The sequence below is a fragment of the Leucobacter sp. OH1287 genome (assembly GCF_003859945.1).
Taxonomy (GTDB): Bacteria; Actinomycetota; Actinomycetes; order Actinomycetales; family Microbacteriaceae; genus Canibacter.
Map to the genome: position 1 here is coordinate 1 of NZ_RQYM01000008.1, position 16,789 is coordinate 16,789.

Below are 16,789 nucleotides of genomic sequence, written 5' to 3' on the forward strand. Positions count from 1 at the left end.
GCTATCACGTTTGCTGACCGGTGGCCGGAAGCAAAGAAAAACTAGAGGTAACAGGGATGCTAGTTACACACTTAATGAGACAGTCCCAATGGTTGCGATGGTCAGCAGACAGATAATCACAATCGCGACGGTGTTACCGGTTTTTGACCAGCCGGTAACAATCTCAACCCCGCGCGAAATCTGCAGCGCACCAATCCCGAGCGACGCCGCAGTTCCGAACAGCGTCGCAACAATCGCCATGCCGTCGATCACACGCGAACTGAAACTGCGCTGCGTGGTTTTAAACAGCGGTGCCAGAATCGAACTCATCAACGGCACCCGACCGCGACGGTAGGAGACATATCCAACCGCGAGCCCGACGATTGCGTAAAACGCCCAGGCGTTAATACCCCAGTGCAGCGCCGCCTGGCTGAGAGCGTGACCGACCGCGGCGGTGGATGCCGGATCCACCGTGTCGGGTCGGGGACTCAAATAGAAACTGAGCGGCTCGTAGGCGCCAAAGAAAATAATCCCGATACCGATGCCGCCTGCAAACAGCATCGCAACCCACGACGCGGTTGAGAAGGCGGGTTTTTCGTCATCCAAGCCCAGTTTGATGCGGCCGTAGCGTGAGAACGCGAGCCACAGCAGCACCACGGTGAGGGCCGCAGCGAGCAGGGTGAAAATCCACCCGAGGTTAACCATAACCCAGTCAAGCGCGGTGCTGGAGATGTCGAGCACCGCGTCAGGCTGCAGCATACCCCAGACAATAAAGCCGATAATCAGCAGGCCAACAACACCGAGGATCGCCTTATCGACGCCGTAACGCACCCGCTGATCCTCAATCGAAACGCCCGGAACCAGCGCCGGGTGAATATTGTGCGGGTAGTTAACCTCGGCAAGAAACTGTTTAGCCCGATGCCGCCTAATAGCCGCTGCATCCTGCTGGGCCGCCTCCTGCTGCACTGCCTCCTGCTGCGCGGCCTTCGCGGGTGGATCCGCTCGCCGCTGTAGCCGCTGCAGCGCACGTCTAACCGCCGCAGCCCTTATGTTCTTGCCGCCTGAGTTCTTGTCGTGGTTTGCAATAGGCATAACCACCGATGCTAGCAGCAAGCCCTGACCCGCAGCTGTGATCGGCGCTTTTTTCGCGGGCGGATCCGGCTAGAGCTGCACCCTGTTATCCGCCGCCGCAATCAGCAAAAAGCGGTGTGAACCCGGGGAGTAACCCCTGTGATTCACACCGCTCTAGCGTGTTATGTAGCGGATGCTACTTAGCAACTCCCGGGTGGGTCATTGACAAGAGGTCGAGAGCCTTGTCGAGGTCAGCCTCGCTCACCTCGCCGCGCTCAACATAGCCGAGGTCAATCACAGCCTCGCGCACGGTGATTCCCTTGGCAACGGAGTGCTTAGCGATTTTCGCCGCTGCCTCGTAGCCGATCAGGCGGTTAAGCGGAGTCACAGTTGAGGGGCTCATACCGGCGAGCGCAGCTGCGCGATCCAGGTTGGCCTCAAGACCCTTAACGGTTTTGTCTGCCAGCACACGGCTTGCGTTTGCGAGCAGGCGGATCGACTCAAGCAGCGCGGTTCCCATTACCGGGATCTGCACGTTCAGCTCGAACGCGCCTGACGCACCAGCCCAGGCGATAGTTGCGTCGTTGCCGATTACGCGCGCAGCAACCATCAGCACGGCCTCTGGAACAACCGGGTTTACCTTGCCTGGCATAATCGATGAACCAGGCTGCAGGTCTGGGATGAACAGCTCACCAAGGCCGGTGTTTGGGCCGGATCCCATCCAGCGCAGGTCGTTGTTGATCTTGGTCAGTGAGACCGCGATGGTGCGCAGCGCACCTGACGCCTCAACGAGTCCGTCACGGTTAGCTTGCGCCTCAAAGTGGTTGCGAGCCTCGGTGATTGGCAAACCGGAGGAGGCAGCAATCTCGGCGATAACCTTCTCGGGGAAACCGATCGGGGTGTTGATGCCGGTGCCGACGGCGGTGCCACCCTGCGGCACCTCAGCAACGCGCGGCAGAGCTGCCTCGATCCGCTCAATGCCGTAGCGAATCTGTGCTGCGTAGCCACTGAACTCTTGACCGAGGGTTACCGGGGTTGCGTCCATCAGGTGGGTGCGGCCCGGTTTTACAGCGGTCTGCCACTTCTCTGCCTTCTCCTCAAGGGCGGCGGCGAGGTAGTCGAGCGCCGGGATCAGCTGCTCAAGCAGCGCGCCGGTGACGGCGATGTGAACAGAGGTTGGGAACACATCGTTTGATGACTGTGACGCGTTAACGTGGTCGTTCGGGTGCACAGCTGAGCCGAGGTGCTTGGTAGCAAGGTTTGCGAGCACCTCGTTCATATTCATGTTTGATGAGGTGCCGGATCCGGTCTGGTAGGTGTCTACCGGGAACTGGTCGTGGTGGTCACCGCCGATAACCTCGTCCGCTGCGGCAACGATCGCGTCAGCAATCGGGGCCTCGAGGATGCCCAGATCTTTGTTCGCCAGCGCAGCCGCGCGCTTAATTCGAGCAAGCGCCACAATCTGTGCTGGTTCAAGCCCGCTGCCTGAGATTGGGAAGTTCTCAACGGCGCGCTGAGTCTGCGCAGCGTAGAGGGCGTGCTTGGGGACGCGCACCTCTCCCATGGTGTCGTGTTCGATACGGTACTCGATTTCGCTCACTTTGATCCTTTTCTTGTTTGGAGTTGGTTAGGGTGGTTGGTTTAGAAAACTGTTTCTTGCGGGTTACAGCTTGCTGGTGGTTTAGGTAGTTTCCCGCGGCGAATCCTGTTTGTTGCGGGCCCCGAGATCGTCGATGTTTAACGGACCCACCGCGCAAATCGGGTGCACAACCCCGTCATCGAGCGCATACTGCAGCCCGACAATGCCGAGCTTTCCGGCTGCGACCGCGTCTTTTAGAATCACCGAGCTGTGCAGCAGGGTGTTGACGGTCAGTTGCAGATGCCGCCTGCCTGCACGATCGGGGTCGATTTTGGCGGGATCCACATAGGGGGTATCGGAGTTCTCTGCGAGCCACACCTGCTGCACCGCGGGCAACACCGGCTGCAGTGTCTGCTCAACCGCGGGAGGCATTGCGGCGGGGGAGTCGGTTGACAGGTTGATCGCCGCTTTTACAGCGCCGCAGCTGTCGTGGGCGAGCACAATAATCAGCGCGCAGCCGAGCTCCGCAACCGCGAACTCGAGCGAGGCAACAATCGACTCTGCGACAATGTGACCCATGTTGCGGATCACAAACAGGTCACCCAGTCCGCGATCAAAAATAATCTCTGCGGCGAGGCGAGAGTCGGAACAGCCAAACAGTGCGGTGTCGGGGTTTTGGCCGTCACTCAGCTGACCGCGACGCTGCGCATCCTGGTGTGGATGCTGCTGCCCACCGCTGACAAACCGCGCATTGCCGAGCGCCATCTCATCCCAGGCCTGCTGGGGTGTGACTCGCGGCGGTGTCATAACAATCTGCTTCACGCTTCTAGTCTATGCTCTCTGCACACTGTCTGCTAAGCAAACCGGCAATCTTTATTGGTTTGGGATGCTGTTAACGGTTTGGGTTGCAAGTTCCTGCAGCTCCTCCTCTGTCGCGGTGCCGCTTATCACGAGCGTGAATTGCTCATAGTAGGTGACGTAGGCGAGCAACACATTGGAGCTGTCAGGGTTGTCTTTCTGGTGGTCATAAACCTGCCACTGCCTGCCCGCAAACTCTATCTCACCGGTAGCTTTTTTGCCCTCCAGCTGTTTCTTCAGCCAGGCAACCCCGGCGGGTTTGGTAACCTGCCCGGTAGCGTCCATCTCGGTGACGGATCCCTGCATCACCGCCGCATAGTTCTCGCTCGGGGTTGTGTACCCGATGTACCAGTAGGTGACCTGCTCGTCCTGTGAGAAGCGCATCTCGGCCTGTTTCGCAAGCCAACCCTTCGGCAGCTGCGGAGAGGCGAGCGGAATCCCGGCGGTGTCTGTGCTCGCCTTGGCAAGCTGCGCAACATCAACATTGCGCTCCAGATAGTCGCCGGTGCCGCGCGGCACCATCAGGAAAACAACCGCGACCAGCCCGAGGCTAACCAGCAGCGACAGTACGAGATTGTTGAGGGTTTTGCGGGAGCGGTAGAGTTTGCTGTCTCGCGCCTTCCTGGCCGCGGTTTCGGCCGGGGTTTCTGGCCTGCCGAGCTCAGCAACTACCACTGGTTTCTTCTGCTTAGCCATAGAACCTGTCTGTCACCTGCTGCTGTTGATTGCCTGCTGCTATTTGCCGTCGTTATTCGACCTGCCGCGTTTTCCGGCTACGCCTGCTCTGACTGGCCTGCGGTTGCTGCCTCGCGGGCGGCGGTGAGACGCTGCTTTGCTCCCAGCAGCCACTCCTCACAGCGGTTCGCGAGGGCCTCGCCGCGCTCCCACAGCGCCAGGGACTCCTCAAGCGCAACACCGCCCTGTTCAAGCTGGCTGACGACCGCGGCAAGCTCGTCACGAGCCTGCTCATAGCTGAGGTCTGCAATATCGCTGTTATTTGGCTGAGTCATAGTTTTATCCTACCGTGGCTAGTTGGTTGTTGCTGATAGCTTTCCTGCGGCAGTTGTAATCAACAGCTGATCGCCGGTTTTTACGCTCTCGGCGGCTGTTACAACGGCGCCGTCTGTCCGCTGCACAACGCTGTAACCGCGCTGCAGAGTCGCCAGCGGAGACAGCGCGAGCAGCCGGCCGTGTGTGTGCTGCAGGGCCGCGTGGTGCTGCTCAACGGTTCGCTCGGCCGCGTTAAAGCAGCGATCCGCCAGCAGATTAAGGTCGTTGGTTGCGGCGTCGATGAAGCTTTGCGGGTTACTGAGCACGGGCCTCTGCCGCAGCTGCTGCAGAATCCTCGTCTCGGTGTCGAGCATCCCGGTGATGCGGCGGTGGATCCGCCCCCTCGCATCGCTGACAAGCAAAAGCTGCTCGGCAACATCCGGCACAACCCGTTTTGCCGCGTCTGTTGGGGTGGACGCACGCAGGTCAGCAACATAGTCGAGCAGCGGGTTATCTGCCTCGTGGCCGATCGCGCTAACAACCGGTGTTTTTGCGGCAGCGACCGCGCGCACCAGCGACTCGTCACTGAACGGCAGCAGATGGTTAAAGTCGCCGCCACCGCGGGCAATAATAATCACGTCCACCGCGGGATCGCTGTCGAGTTCGGCGAGCGCCGCAAGCACCTCGGGAACCGTTTGCGGCCCCTGCACAGCGGTGTTAATCACCCGGAAGTTAACGTCCGGCCAGCGCAGTCTGGCGTTCTGTAGCACGTCTTTTTCCGCGTCCGAGTTCGCGCCGGTGATCAGCCCGATACAGCCGGGGAGGAACGGCAGTGCCTGTTTGCGATCCGCCGCAAACAAACCCTCCGAGTTGAGCTGCTGTTTTAGCGCCTCAAGCTGGGCGAGCAGGTCACCAACGCCCGCGCGGTGGATCTCGTGAACAACAAAGTTGAAGTCGCCGCGGCTCTTCCAAAAGTTAGCCTGCGCGTACATAACCACGTGGTCGCCGGCCGCGAAGCTCAGGTTTGCCGCGTTCCAGATAACAATCGAGGTTGTTGCGGCGGCCTTCAGGTCTTTTACGGTCGCAAACACGTGGCCGCGCCGCAGATTCCACTTGGTGATCTCGCCCTCAAACCAGATCGGCGGTAGCTGGCTAATGTAGGCGCTGAGCTGCGTGTTGATGTGCTCAACCGAGAACGGATTGTCACGGGTCGGGCCGGCAGCGACCGCTGGCTGTGGTGTCATAGCGCCTCCAAAATAGTTTCCAACATCTAGCCTATCTTGTGGTTTAACTCAGTAACACACTGTAATCTTTGATTCTGTGACAGATCCTGAAACAAAGCACCAGAACCACACCGAAGTTGGTGTCAGGTTCAGCGACGTAATTGAGCGGTTCGCAACTGCGCAGCAGCACGATGAGCCGTTTCAAGAGCAGCTGCGAGAGCTGCGCGCCCAGATCACAAAGTTTATGCTGCCGTACCGTTTTGCGATCGACGAGGTAACAACCAAACTCAACATCTTTAAGGAGGAGTTTGCCGAGCTTGACCTCTACAACCCGATCGAGCATATTTCCTCACGGCTGAAATCACCCGAGAGCCTGATTGAGAAGATTCAGCGACGTGGTATCAGCGGTGATCCTGACGAGATCCGCCGAGAAATAACCGATATCGCTGGTGTGCGGGTTGTTTGCAGTTTCATCACCGATGTCTATCACGTGCTTGAACTGTTGATGCAGCACGACGATATTACGGTTGTGCAGGTGAAAGACTACATCGCAAATCCGAAGAGCACAGGGTATCGCAGCCTACACGTGCTGCTGGAAATCCCCGTCTATCTCTCAGACGGCAACCACATGACAACGGTTGAGGTGCAGATCCGCACGATTGCAATGGATTTTTGGGCGAGCCTGGAGCACAAAATCTACTACAAATACGACCGCGAGGTGCCAGAATCGCTGCTCGCCGGATTGCGTGACGCGGCTGAGTCGGCGGGCGATCTTGATAATAGAATGGAGTGGTTACACCTCGCCATCAGAGGAGCGGACAGGGGCACCAAGATCCGCCGCTCAAGCGATGCCATGCAGGCGCTGGAAAGATACCGCGAGGAGCGTGCTTTACGGACGGGAGCGATCCCCGCTGTGAAATCAGAGTCAGAGGCGTAGATTTGTTGACAAGAAAACCCTTTATGGATGCGTTAGCGGGCAGACACGCTGCTGTTGTTGTGCCCGCGATGGTGCGCAATCCGTCTGAGGCGCTCGTGTTTGTCACCAAAGCAAAAGCCTACGCCGGGTCTGTTGACGTTATCGAGTGGCGGGTGGATGCCGCAGTCGCCGCCGCGAAACTGCTCGGGCGTGATGCCAACCTGGCGGGGATCGCGCAGACGCTCAGCAGCGCGGGGCTCCCGATTCTCGCGACCGTCCGCACCAACCGTGAGGGGGGCAGCTACGATGCCAGCAACATTATCGAGTATGAGCGGCTGATTATTTCGCTGGCGGATCTCGGCGTTGCCGCCGTCGATGTTGAGCTTTGGGCCGTGCGCGGCAGGCTGCTGCACATTCTCAGAGCGAGCGGGGCAAAGATTGTGCTCTCGGCGCATGACTGGTCTGGGACTCCGTCGCGGGCGGCGCTGCGGGAGAAGTTCCGGCGCATGTACGAGCTCGGCGCGGACGTCGCAAAAATCGCTGTCACCCCGCGGCTCTACGCGGATGTGAAAGCAATTGCGGGGGAGGTTATGCGCGCCGCATACGAGCTGGATATCCCGGTGATTGGGATCCCGATGGGTGAGACCGGCAGGGTTGTGCGGCTGCAGCCCGAGGCGTTTGACTGCGCCGCAACCTTCGCGGTGCTAACCGAGGCATCGGCGCCGGGGCAGTGCTCGGTCGCCGAGATTGAGTACCGCCGCAAGCTCTAGTCGCGTGGATCGCGCTGGTTAAGGCGGCTGTTTTGGCGGTCTGCTGGCTGGTTGCTGGCCGGTTCGCTCGCCCCGCGCGTGGATCGTGCAGACAAAAACCGGGGCGCCCGGGCTTAAAGCCCATGACACCCCGGTTTTAGGGTTTAGCTGTGTTTAGCGGAACCTAGTAGTAGTAACCACCCTCGGTGTATTCCAGCCACTCCTCAAGCTTCAGCATAAAAGCTGGGTCGCTGAGCATCTCAAGCGGAATAACCTGCAGGGTTGCTACGGTCACCATGATTGAAAACACAATCGAAGAGAGCGCAGCGCCGACCAGCGGCACCCAGAAGCTGATCTTCTTCTTGCGCAGCAGCAGCAACGAGAACACAATCGTCAGCACATAGATTGCGAGCACGACGATGGCGGCGATAATCACCGACGGCAGGGCAGCGCTTCCCGAGGTTGGCAGCCCTGTTACATAAGCAAGCTGGTCAAGGGCGGCTGGCATACCAAACAGTGCCAGCATGTAGAAAGCGGTTCCGAGGAATCCCAGTCCGAGCAGGACGAAGGTGGCAATGCGGTCAGCTTTCTTGCCGCCGCTCAGCTCCTCCGGCACTTCCTGCCCGGTCACACCGGTGTAGCCCTGGCCTGGCTGTCCCGGGTATGGCTGCCCTGGCTGCCCCTGGCCGTACTGGCCTGGCTGCTGCGGCTGGTTAGGCTGCACGCTGCCGCCCAGGTTGTGCGGCACACCGTTTAGCTGCTGCGGAGTTGTTTCCGCATCGCTGCCAACCGGCTGCCCAGCCGCGTTTGCTTCCTGATTTACCTGCTGGCTCTGCAGCGGATTCTGCCAGCCCTCTGGTGCTTTTTCTCCGAATTGTGGTCTGTTTTCTGTCATCGTTATGCGCTAATCGAGTTTCCTTTTGACCCAAGCTGGGCTGCCGCCTCAGCAACACGAGCCGCCATTGAGGCCTCGGCCTTTTTACCCCAGGCGCGCGGGTCATACTGTTTCTTGTTGCCGACTTCACCGTCCACCTTCAGCACGCCAGCGTAACCGGTGAGCATCTCGTGCGCAACAGCTCGCGTGAAAGCGTACTGGGTATCGGTGTCGATGTTCATCTTGATCACGCCGTTGGCCACAGCCTCAGCGATCTCTTCTGGGGTGGATCCGGATCCACCGTGGAACACCAGATCGAGGGGTTTGCTGCTTGAGGTGCCGTACTTGGCGGCGAGCCCGTCCTGAATCTCTTTCAGCAGTTCAGGGCGCAGCTGCACATTGCCCGGCTTGTAGACGCCGTGCACGTTGCCGAAGGTTAGCGCGGTCAGGTAGCGGCCGTTCTCGCCGAGGCCGAGCGCCTCAACGGTCTCAACCGCGTCCTCAAGGGTTGTGTAGAGCTGGTCGTTGATCTCGTGGCTGACGCCGTCCTCTTCGCCGCCAACAACACCGATCTCAACCTCGAGAATAATGTCAAGGTCAGAGGTCTGCTTTAGCAGCTGCTTTGCGATCTCAAGGTTCTCAGCGAGTGGGATTGCGGATCCGTCCCACATGTGTGACTGGAAGTAGGGCAGACCGCCCTCTTTAACACGCTCGGCGCTCGCCGCGATCAGCGGGTAGACGAAGCTGTCAAGCGCCTCTTTCTGGCAGTGGTCGGTGTGCAGCGCAACGGTGATCGGGTAGTTCTTAGCAACCTCCTCGGCAAACTTGGCGAAGGCGATTGAACCGGTGACACGGTCTTTAATGGTCGGGCCAGAGAAGTATTCGGCGCCGCCGTGGCTGACCTGGATGATACCGTCTGAACCTGCCTCGGTGAGACCCTGCAGCACGGCGTGCAGTGTCTGAGAGCTTGAAACGTTTACTGCGGGGAAGGCAAAACCGTTCTGTTTTGCGGTGTCAAGCATCTTGCGATACTGCTCTGGTGTTGCTACTGGCACTTCAACTCCTTTGTGGTGAGTCTTTTTAACGATTGGTAGGTTGTATCTAATTGTATGGGCGTTGGCTATATCTTTGCTGACAAAACTCCTGCTCGCGAGAGCGATTTCGGGCTTTAACGAGTAGGCTAGAGGTGATCTTTTGTGTTTTGAGAGGACTTCATTAATGTCAGAACAGCTTGAACTTGATGATTGGCAGCCGGATCGCAACCTCGGTATGGAGCTTGTGCGCGCTACGGAGGCGGCGGCGATTAAGGCGGCTAACTTTGTTGGGCGCGGCGACAAGAACGCCGCTGACGGTGCCGCGGTTGACGCGATGCGCCGCTTCCTCTCAACCGTCTCCATGCAGGGAACAGTTGTTATCGGTGAGGGTGAGAAGGATGACGCGCCGTGGCTCTACAACGGCGAGGTTGTCGGTAACGGTCTCGGTGCAGAGTGTGATGTCGCGGTGGATCCGATTGACGGCACCCGTCTAACCGCTGACGGCCGTCCTGGCGCGCTCTCGGTTATCGCTGTTTCTGACCGCGGCAGCATGTTTGATCCGTCCGCGGTTTTCTACATGGATAAGCTCGTCTGCGGCCCTGTTGGTGTTGGCGTTGTTGATATTCGCAAGCCGATGGGTGAGAACGTGCGCGCGCTCGCGAAGGCTAAGGGCGTTGATGTGTCAGAGATCCGTGTCGCTGTTCTGGATCGTCCTCGTCACGCGGATCTGATTCGGGAGATCCGTGAGGCAGGTGCCGGCACTCGACTGCTGATGGACGGCGACGTTGCGGGCGGTGTTAACGCGGCACGCCACGATTCAAAGATTGACATGTGTGTTGGTATCGGCGGCACCCCGGAGGGGATTATCACCGCCTGTGCTGTGAAGGCTCTCGGTGGCTTAATCCAGGGTCGCCTCTGGCCGAAGGATGATGAGGAGCGGGAGCGCGCTATCGCTGCCGGTCACGATCTTAACGAGGTGCTTGACCAGGATTCGCTGGTGCGAAGCGACAACACCTACTTTGTTGCAACCGGTATCACCGCCGCTGACTTCCTCGACGGTGTGCAGTACCGTGGCGGGTTTGTGCGCACCGAGAGTATTGTGCTGCGCGGCCACTCCGGCACCGTTCGCCACATTGTTTCCGAGATGCGCCCGGATCGCTGGAGCGAGTAACCGGAGCTAACCGGAGCTGAGCATTACCGCCGGGGCGGGGTTAACCAGGTGTTAAACTCCGCCCCGGTTGTTTTTGCCCGCGCCTCCTCAGTGCTTGAGCCTCCGCCGGAGCCTGCGGGGTTGCTACTGCTTAGCCGCGTCAGCGTCACCGTCTGCCGTGTCGGTTTCGGGTTTTAGCTGTAGCTCCCGCGCGGTGGGTTTGCGGGTGCTCTCGTCTGCCTCAACAAAGCCGGTGACGAAGCTGTCGCTTTTTATGCTGGTGGATCCCTCATAGGCGGCGAGTTTGCGTGTCACCGGCACAATGCTGCGGTCAAGCGAACCGATTAGCGCGTTGTAGCTGGTGACGGTTTTGTTGATGTGCTTACCGTGATCATCAATGTGTTTGGCGAGCACCCCGAGCCGCTGGTAGAGCAGATGGCCGAGCTCGTAGATGCTGTGGGCATCCTCGGCGATAGCGACCTTGCGCCAGGTGTGTGCGATGCTCTGCAGAACCGACCAGAGCCCGACGGGTGAGACGAGCGCAACCTGTTTCTTGTAGCCGTATTCCAGCAGGTCTGGCATAACCTCCAGCGCCTGATAGAGGATCCCGTCGCTCGGCACATAGGCGATAACCAGTTCGGGGGAGTCTGGCAGTGCCTTAAAGTACTCGCGCTCGGCCAGTTTGTCGATGTGCCCGCGCAGCGCTTTAGCGTGCTGTTGCAGTGACTGTTTGCGCTGTTCCGCGTTGATGTTCGGGTCTGACGCGCTAACCAGCTGCTGCATTGGCGCTTTTGCGTCAACGGCGATGAACCTATCCTCCGGGAGTTTAATGGTGACGTCGGGGTACTGTGATCCGCCATCGGTTTTTAGCTGCAGCTGCTCGTAGAAATCTACCCTCGCGATGAGGCCGCTGTTTTCGAGCATTCGGCGCAGGCTCTGCTCGCCCCAGCTGCCGCGCACGGTGTTGGACGACAGGGCGGCGGCGAGTTTTTCTGCTGTGCCGTGGAGCTTCGCCTCAGCGGCGGTGCTCTGTCGCAGCTGGTTGATAATCTCGCCGTGCTGTTTAGCGCGCTGGGTTTCGAGCTCGGCAACGGTTGAGCTGAGAGAGTTTAGTTTGTCGGCAACCGGGGTTAGTAGCTCTCGCATCCGCCCCTGCTCATTCGACTCGGTCTCGCGTCGCTGCATATCGCTGCGCAGTGTCTCCAACTGTTTGGCGAGCTGCGCTGCCTCAACCTGTTTTGCGGCGAGCTCCTGTTGCAGCTGCGCGATCTGCTGCTGCAGGGGAGCTGTGGCCTGCTGCAGCTCGGTCTGGGCGACAGAACGGGCGGTTGTTAGCTCCTGCTGGTGCAGCACATCAGCGAGCGCCTTCTCGTTGCTCTGTGCCTCGCGATCGCTGGTTTGTGCAGCCCGGTAGGCACGGTTGGCGATGAACCAGCCGAGCGCCGCCCCCGCGATAAGTGCGATAACCACGATGATGATAGTGACTAGAGAATCCATAACAAACAGTCTCGCAAAGGCTTGGGACATTTTGTTTCTAATCCGCTGCTTTCGTAAGGATACTCAGGGTTTTATGGGTAAATGCGCACATTCTGCAGGATCATAAAAACTTTGTCGAACATTCTGCAAGGGGGGTTTTACAGCAGAAATTCAGGCATATACTATTGAGAGAGCCTTTTGTAAACGTTGCAAAACGGTAGCAGAGCGGCACCGAAAGGATTAACACATATATGAACAAAAGCGTTAAAGAGAGCAAGTCCGAACTAAAGCGGGATTTGGGTACCTGGACAACACTCGCGCTCGGCGTTGGAGCTATGGTTGGCTTCGGCTGGGTTGTGTTGGTGGGCGGATGGATCACCGGAGCGGGCTCACTGGGAGCGGCATCAGCCTTCCTGGTCGGCGGTATTATGATGGCGATCGTTGCTCTCGTCTATGCCGAACTTGTTGCGGCAATGCCCCTCGCCGGAGGTGAGCACAACTACATCATCCGGGCGCTCGGACCAAAAGCCTCGCTTATCGGTTCCTGGGCGATTACCGGTGGATACGCGACCGTTGTGGCGTTTGAGGCGGTTGCGCTGCCTCGCGCTATCGACCGCGTGGTTGACCTGAAATCAAACTACCTCTGGACAATCGGTGATCAGCACGGCGGCGAAGTTTACCTGACCTGGGTTCTCGTCGGTTCGCTGGTGGCTATTCTGATCACAATCATCAACATTATTGGCGTGAAGGTTGCCGGCAGCATCCAGGTGTTTGTCGTTATCTTCCTGTTCATCATCGGTGCTCTGCAGGTATCCGGTCTGTTCTTCGGCCGTGCGAGCGTTAGCACCATGGAGCCGTTCTTCGTTGACGGTGTCAACGGCTTCTTCGGTGTTCTGGTTATTGTACCGTTCATGTTCGTTGGTTTCGACGTCATCCCGCAGGCGGCTGAGGAGGCAAACATTGCTCCGAAGAAGATCGGTCGCATCACCTTCCTCTCGGTAATTATTGCTGCTGCCTGGTACATCATGATCGTGCTGACCGTGTCAGCCGCACTCAGCAACCAGGAGCTGCAGTCAAGCCTGCCAGCCGCTGAGGCGATGAAACAGATGTTCAACTCCGAGTTTATGGCACAGATCATGGTTGCGGCCGGTGTTGCCGGTATTATCACCTCCTGGAACTCCCTGCAGATGGGTGCTTCCCGCCTCCTCTTCTCACTGTCGCGCGGCGGTATGCTGCCACAGTGGATCGGCAAGCTGCACCCGAAGTACGGCACCCCGATCAACGCTCTGCTGCTGCTCGGCGCTATCGCAACCGTGGCTCCGTTCTTCGGCCCAACCATGCTCGGCTGGATTGTGGACGCGGGCTCACCGATGATCGTTATCGCATACCTGCTGGTAACCGTCTCCTTCGTTGTGCTGCGTAAGCGCGAGCCAGCAATGGATCGGCCGCTGCGCATCGGTGGTAAGGGTGAGGCCGGTGGTCTGATAATCGGTCTGCTAGGTGTGCTAATCACCGCGTTCCTGATCGTTCTCTACCTGCCGGGTCTGCCAGCCTCAATCGGCTACCAATCGTGGATTATCTTCGGCCTGTGGTGGATCTTCGGTATCTTCTTCCTGCTGCGGATCCCGGGCGGTGTGCGCCCTGGTCCAAACGCGGAACACGAGCTGCTTGAGCTCGTCGAGAAGCGACGCGCAAAACGCTAACCAAAACGCTAAACGCTGGCGTGGGTGAGCTAAACCCGGTGTTCTAGCCGTCCACCAGCGCGAAGCGGCTGTGGCCCCGATCCGTAACGGATCCGGGGCCACACTGTTATTGGGGAACCGCCCTAGAAAGTTTGCATTCCGGCTGCCTAGATTTACGATAAAATTAAGCTGTTTGGTTTGCTGCTTAGGCTACCGCTTTCGGCTGCTAACCTGCGATGTCCCGTAGTTGATTTTAGATCGGATCTTTACCCTAATGACCGAAAATAGCATTCAACCCCAGAGCAAACCAACATTCTTGGGGCAAGACCGCTGGTGGCACTTAAGCTTCGGTTCGATTATGCTCATCGTGTTGATCGGGTTTTTGATCTGGGCGAAGGCATACATTCCGGGTGACAACCACAGTTTCCTGTTGATAACCGCTATTCTGCTCGGTGTTTTTATGGCGTTTAACATCGGCGGTAACGATGTTGCAAACTCCTTCGGCACCTCGGTTGGCGCGGGCACACTGACTATGAAGCAGGCGTTGTTAATCGCCGCTGTCTTTGAAGTCGCCGGAGCGGTTATTGCTGGCGGTGATGTCACCGAGACCGTGCGCAGCGGCATCGTCAACCTGGAAGCCATCACCGTTAACCCGATGGATTTCGTCTACATTATGATGGCCGCGCTATTCGGCGCTGCAATCTGGCTGCTGATCGCAACCAAGTTTGGTCTGCCGGTTTCAACAACACACTCTATTATCGGTGCGATCGTTGGAGCATCCCTAACGGTCGGACTGCTCAGTGGGAACGGGGATCCGCTGGCGATGGTGCAGTGGGATCAGATCGGGCAGATCGCAGCCAGCTGGATTCTCTCACCGCTGCTCGGCGGCATTATTGCCTACTTCCTGTTCGGCTTCATCAAGCGCCATATTCTGCTCTACAATGAGAAAGCCGATCGCCGGCTGTCGCAGCTGAAACAGGATTTCATCGACCAGTCTGGTGCAACCGATGAGGATGTTGACCGGATCGGACTCATTCAGCTATCTGCGTATGCGAACGCGCGACTGCCGAAAGAGGAATCGAACGCGCTCGCACGGGAGGCGAGGGCTGCGCTCGCGATGGGAGACGATCCCTCTGCTGAAGCGAAGTTTGACCACGCGCTGCGGCAGTTGGATAAAGGTGTTTCTGAGGTGCAGGCTCACCGGGCACTAACCGTCTGGGTGCCGCTGATCGCCGCGATCGGTTCGATGATTATCACCGGTATGCTGCTGGTGAAGGGACTAAAGAACCTCCACCTGGAGTTCACAACCGTGCAGACCGTGTTTATTCTGCTGATGATCGGCACCCTGGTCTGGTTTGCGATGTCGATTTTTGCGTCCACTCTGAAGGGTAAGAACCTGTCACGGGCAACCTTCATTCTGTTCTCGTGGATGCAGGTGTTCACTGCTGCGGCGTTCGCCTTCTCACACGGCTCAAACGATATTGCGAACGCAATCGGCCCGTTCGCTGCGGTGCTCGACGTGCTGAAAACCGGTGAGGTTTCTGAGGCTGCGGTTGTGCCTGGCGTTGTGCTGTTCGCCTTCGGTGTTGCCCTGGTTGTTGGACTCTGGTTCATCGGTCGTAACGTGATCCGCACCGTTGGCACAAGCCTCACCAAGATGCACCCGAGCTCTGGCTACGCGGCGGAGCTCGCGGCGGCGATGACCGTGATGCTCGCCTCACAGCTGGGTCTGCCGGTGAGCTCAACCCACATTCTGATCGGCGCGGTGCTCGGTGTCGGCATGGTAAACCGTGCAGCGAACTGGAAGATGATGCGCCCAATCGGTCTCGCCTGGGTTATCACCCTGCCGGTTGCGGCAATTATCGGCGCGCTCGGGGTTATTGCAATCAGGGCAATCTTCTAACAAGCGGATCCCCCCCCCGCAGGCTCAATCCTGTTAAACTCAAACACTCGTTCTATAAACTCAAACACTCATCAGAATGGCGCGGAACAAAACCATGACTAACTACAAAACCTCTGATGTAAACGGCTACTTTGGCAGTTACGGTGGCAGGTTCGTGCCACCGCAGCTTGAAGCCCCGATCGCTGAGGTCGCAGCAGCCTACGCGGAGGCGGTGCGCGATCCTGAGTTCCTCGCCGAGTGGGAGCAGCTGCTCGCCGACTATGTGGGTCGCCCAACCCCGCTCTTCTTCGCGAAGAAACTAACCGCCGAGTGCGGAGGCGCGAAAATCTATTTGAAGCGTGAGGATCTCAACCACACCGGCGCTCACAAGATCAATCACTGCATTGGTGAGGCACTGCTGGCAAAGCGGATGGGTAAGAAGAAGCTGATCGCTGAGACCGGCGCGGGTCAGCACGGTGTCGCACTGGCGACGGCGGCGGCGCTTGTTGGCCTGGAGTGCGAGATCCACATGGGCGCGATTGATGTGGCGAAGCAGCGCCCGAACGTGCTGCGGATGGAGCTGCTCGGTGCCAAGGTTGTGCCGGTCGGTGAGAACGTTGTCGGTGGCGGCGCACTAAAAGAAGCGGTTGATTCTGCCTTTGAGGTGTTTGCGCGCGACTACAAAGACACAATGTTCGCGATCGGTTCGGCGGTGGGGCCGGATCCGTACCCGAACATGGTGCGTGATTTCCAGTCTATTGTTGGCCGTGAGGCGAGGCAACAGATCCTCGCCAAAGAAGGCAGACTGCCGGATGCGCTGGTTGCAGCGGTCGGTGGTGGATCCAACGCGCTCGGGCTGTTCACTGAGTTCCTCGACGATGCCGACGTGAAGATTTACGGCGTTGAGCCAGCGGGTAAGAACCTGGAGGTTGTGGGGGAGCACGCCGCAACCATGACACACGGCAGCGCGGGTATGATCCACGGAATGCAGACCCTGGTGTTGCAGGACGAGGAGGGTAACCCGAACCCTGTGCACTCAATCGCTTCGGGGCTCGACTATCCGGGTGTTGGGCCGCAGCACGCATTCCTGAAAGAGACAGGCCGGGTGAGCTACCAGACCGCGAGCGATACGGAGACGCTGCAGGCGTTTAAGGCGCTGTGTCGGCACGAGGGAATTATTCCGGCGCTGGAGTCCTGCCACGCGGTTGCTTACGCTATGAAACTCGCCGCAGAGCTGCCTGCCGACAGTGTGATTATTGTGAACCTATCGGGTCGCGGCGATAAAGATATCGACTACGTCGCCGAGAAGCTGGGCATCTAGCGGAT

Annotated in this window: 15 protein-coding genes; 6 read left to right on the top strand and 9 right to left on the bottom strand. The window is 58.6% G+C overall.

Going from position 1 to position 16,789, the window contains the following annotated elements; all coding sequences use genetic code 11:
- Positions 1–63: 63 nt before the first annotated feature.
- The 6 genes from EII30_RS05600 to xseA form a co-directional block, all read right to left on the bottom strand.
- Complete coding sequence (locus tag EII30_RS05600) at positions 64–1,071, bottom strand: BCCT family transporter (RefSeq protein ID WP_124886356.1); 1,008 nt, start codon at positions 1,069–1,071, stop codon at positions 64–66.
- Between the two features lie 175 nt (positions 1,072–1,246).
- Positions 1,247–2,650 (bottom strand): class II fumarate hydratase, encoded by a 1,404-nt coding sequence (locus EII30_RS05605; protein WP_124886357.1) that lies wholly within the window; start codon positions 2,648–2,650, stop codon positions 1,247–1,249.
- Between the two features lie 81 nt (positions 2,651–2,731).
- Positions 2,732–3,451 (bottom strand): carbonic anhydrase, encoded by a 720-nt coding sequence (locus EII30_RS05610; RefSeq protein WP_370266999.1) that lies wholly within the window; start codon positions 3,449–3,451, stop codon positions 2,732–2,734.
- Positions 3,452–3,502: 51 nt separating this feature from the next.
- Complete coding sequence (locus EII30_RS05615) at positions 3,503–4,183, bottom strand: DUF4245 family protein (protein ID WP_124886358.1); 681 nt, start codon at positions 4,181–4,183, stop codon at positions 3,503–3,505.
- A gap of 77 nt (positions 4,184–4,260) precedes the next feature.
- Positions 4,261–4,497 carry an exodeoxyribonuclease VII small subunit gene (locus tag EII30_RS05620; RefSeq protein WP_124886359.1) on the bottom strand — a complete coding sequence of 79 codons (237 nt, stop codon included), beginning with the start codon at positions 4,495–4,497 and terminating at the stop codon, positions 4,261–4,263.
- Positions 4,498–4,515: 18 nt separating this feature from the next.
- Positions 4,516–5,721 (bottom strand): exodeoxyribonuclease VII large subunit, encoded by a 1,206-nt coding sequence (gene xseA / locus EII30_RS05625; RefSeq protein WP_124886360.1) that lies wholly within the window; start codon positions 5,719–5,721, stop codon positions 4,516–4,518.
- Between the two features lie 76 nt (positions 5,722–5,797).
- On the opposite strand from xseA, the gene EII30_RS05630 reads away from it, so the two are divergent.
- The gene (locus EII30_RS05630; RefSeq protein WP_370267001.1) at positions 5,798–6,637 is read left to right on the top strand and encodes a GTP pyrophosphokinase family protein; all 840 of its coding nucleotides are present in this window, start codon (positions 5,798–5,800) and stop codon (positions 6,635–6,637) included.
- A gap of 23 nt (positions 6,638–6,660) precedes the next feature.
- Positions 6,661–7,386 (top strand): type I 3-dehydroquinate dehydratase, encoded by a 726-nt coding sequence (locus tag EII30_RS05635; RefSeq protein WP_124886361.1) that lies wholly within the window; start codon positions 6,661–6,663, stop codon positions 7,384–7,386.
- Between the two features lie 163 nt (positions 7,387–7,549).
- On the opposite strand, the gene EII30_RS08985 is transcribed toward EII30_RS05635, so the two are convergent.
- On the bottom strand, positions 7,550–8,260 hold the full coding sequence (locus tag EII30_RS08985; protein ID WP_199731582.1) for a DUF6264 family protein: 711 nt from the start codon (positions 8,258–8,260) through the stop codon (positions 7,550–7,552).
- Between the two features lie 2 nt (positions 8,261–8,262).
- Positions 8,263–9,294, bottom strand: coding sequence for a class II fructose-bisphosphate aldolase (gene fbaA / locus EII30_RS05645; RefSeq protein WP_124886362.1), 1,032 nt, complete (start codon positions 9,292–9,294; stop codon positions 8,263–8,265).
- Between the two features lie 163 nt (positions 9,295–9,457).
- Between fbaA and glpX the strand changes: the two genes are divergently transcribed.
- Positions 9,458–10,444, top strand: coding sequence for a class II fructose-bisphosphatase (gene glpX, locus EII30_RS05650; RefSeq protein WP_124886363.1), 987 nt, complete (start codon positions 9,458–9,460; stop codon positions 10,442–10,444).
- 123 nt (positions 10,445–10,567) lie between these two features.
- On the opposite strand, the gene EII30_RS05655 is transcribed toward glpX, so the two are convergent.
- Positions 10,568–11,920 carry a DNA recombination protein RmuC gene (locus tag EII30_RS05655; protein ID WP_158608671.1) on the bottom strand — a complete coding sequence of 451 codons (1,353 nt, stop codon included), beginning with the start codon at positions 11,918–11,920 and terminating at the stop codon, positions 10,568–10,570.
- A 230-nt stretch (positions 11,921–12,150) separates the two neighbouring features.
- Between EII30_RS05655 and EII30_RS05660 the strand changes: the two genes are divergently transcribed.
- The 3 genes from EII30_RS05660 to trpB all read left to right on the top strand — a co-directional run bounded on the left by EII30_RS05660 (position 12,151) and on the right by trpB (position 16,784).
- Positions 12,151–13,602 carry an APC family permease gene (locus EII30_RS05660; RefSeq protein WP_124886365.1) on the top strand — a complete coding sequence of 484 codons (1,452 nt, stop codon included), beginning with the start codon at positions 12,151–12,153 and terminating at the stop codon, positions 13,600–13,602.
- A gap of 253 nt (positions 13,603–13,855) precedes the next feature.
- The gene (locus tag EII30_RS05665; protein WP_124886366.1) at positions 13,856–15,484 is read left to right on the top strand and encodes an inorganic phosphate transporter; all 1,629 of its coding nucleotides are present in this window, start codon (positions 13,856–13,858) and stop codon (positions 15,482–15,484) included.
- A gap of 94 nt (positions 15,485–15,578) precedes the next feature.
- Complete coding sequence (gene trpB, locus EII30_RS05670; protein WP_124886367.1) at positions 15,579–16,784, top strand: tryptophan synthase subunit beta; 1,206 nt, start codon at positions 15,579–15,581, stop codon at positions 16,782–16,784.
- Positions 16,785–16,789 lie beyond the last annotated feature (5 nt).

What these genes read in the sequence shown, in the direction of transcription:
- EII30_RS05600 (WP_124886356.1), bottom strand. Translation starts at nt 1,071, where the DNA reads ATGCCTATTGCAAACCACGACAAGAACTCAGGCGGCAAGAACATAAGG.
- EII30_RS05615 (WP_124886358.1), bottom strand. Translation starts at nt 4,183, where the DNA reads ATGGCTAAGCAGAAGAAACCAGTGGTAGTTGCTGAGCTCGGCAGGCCA.
- EII30_RS05620 (WP_124886359.1), bottom strand. Translation starts at nt 4,497, where the DNA reads ATGACTCAGCCAAATAACAGCGATATTGCAGACCTCAGCTATGAGCAG.
- xseA (WP_124886360.1), bottom strand. Translation starts at nt 5,721, where the DNA reads ATGACACCACAGCCAGCGGTCGCTGCCGGCCCGACCCGTGACAATCCG.
- EII30_RS05635 (WP_124886361.1), top strand. Translation starts at nt 6,661, where the DNA reads ATGGATGCGTTAGCGGGCAGACACGCTGCTGTTGTTGTGCCCGCGATG.
- EII30_RS08985 (WP_199731582.1), bottom strand. Translation starts at nt 8,260, where the DNA reads ATGACAGAAAACAGACCACAATTCGGAGAAAAAGCACCAGAGGGCTGG.
- glpX (WP_124886363.1), top strand. Translation starts at nt 9,458, where the DNA reads ATGTCAGAACAGCTTGAACTTGATGATTGGCAGCCGGATCGCAACCTC.
- EII30_RS05655 (WP_158608671.1), bottom strand. Translation starts at nt 11,920, where the DNA reads ATGGATTCTCTAGTCACTATCATCATCGTGGTTATCGCACTTATCGCG.
- EII30_RS05660 (WP_124886365.1), top strand. Translation starts at nt 12,151, where the DNA reads ATGAACAAAAGCGTTAAAGAGAGCAAGTCCGAACTAAAGCGGGATTTG.
- EII30_RS05665 (WP_124886366.1), top strand. Translation starts at nt 13,856, where the DNA reads ATGACCGAAAATAGCATTCAACCCCAGAGCAAACCAACATTCTTGGGG.
- trpB (WP_124886367.1), top strand. Translation starts at nt 15,579, where the DNA reads ATGACTAACTACAAAACCTCTGATGTAAACGGCTACTTTGGCAGTTAC.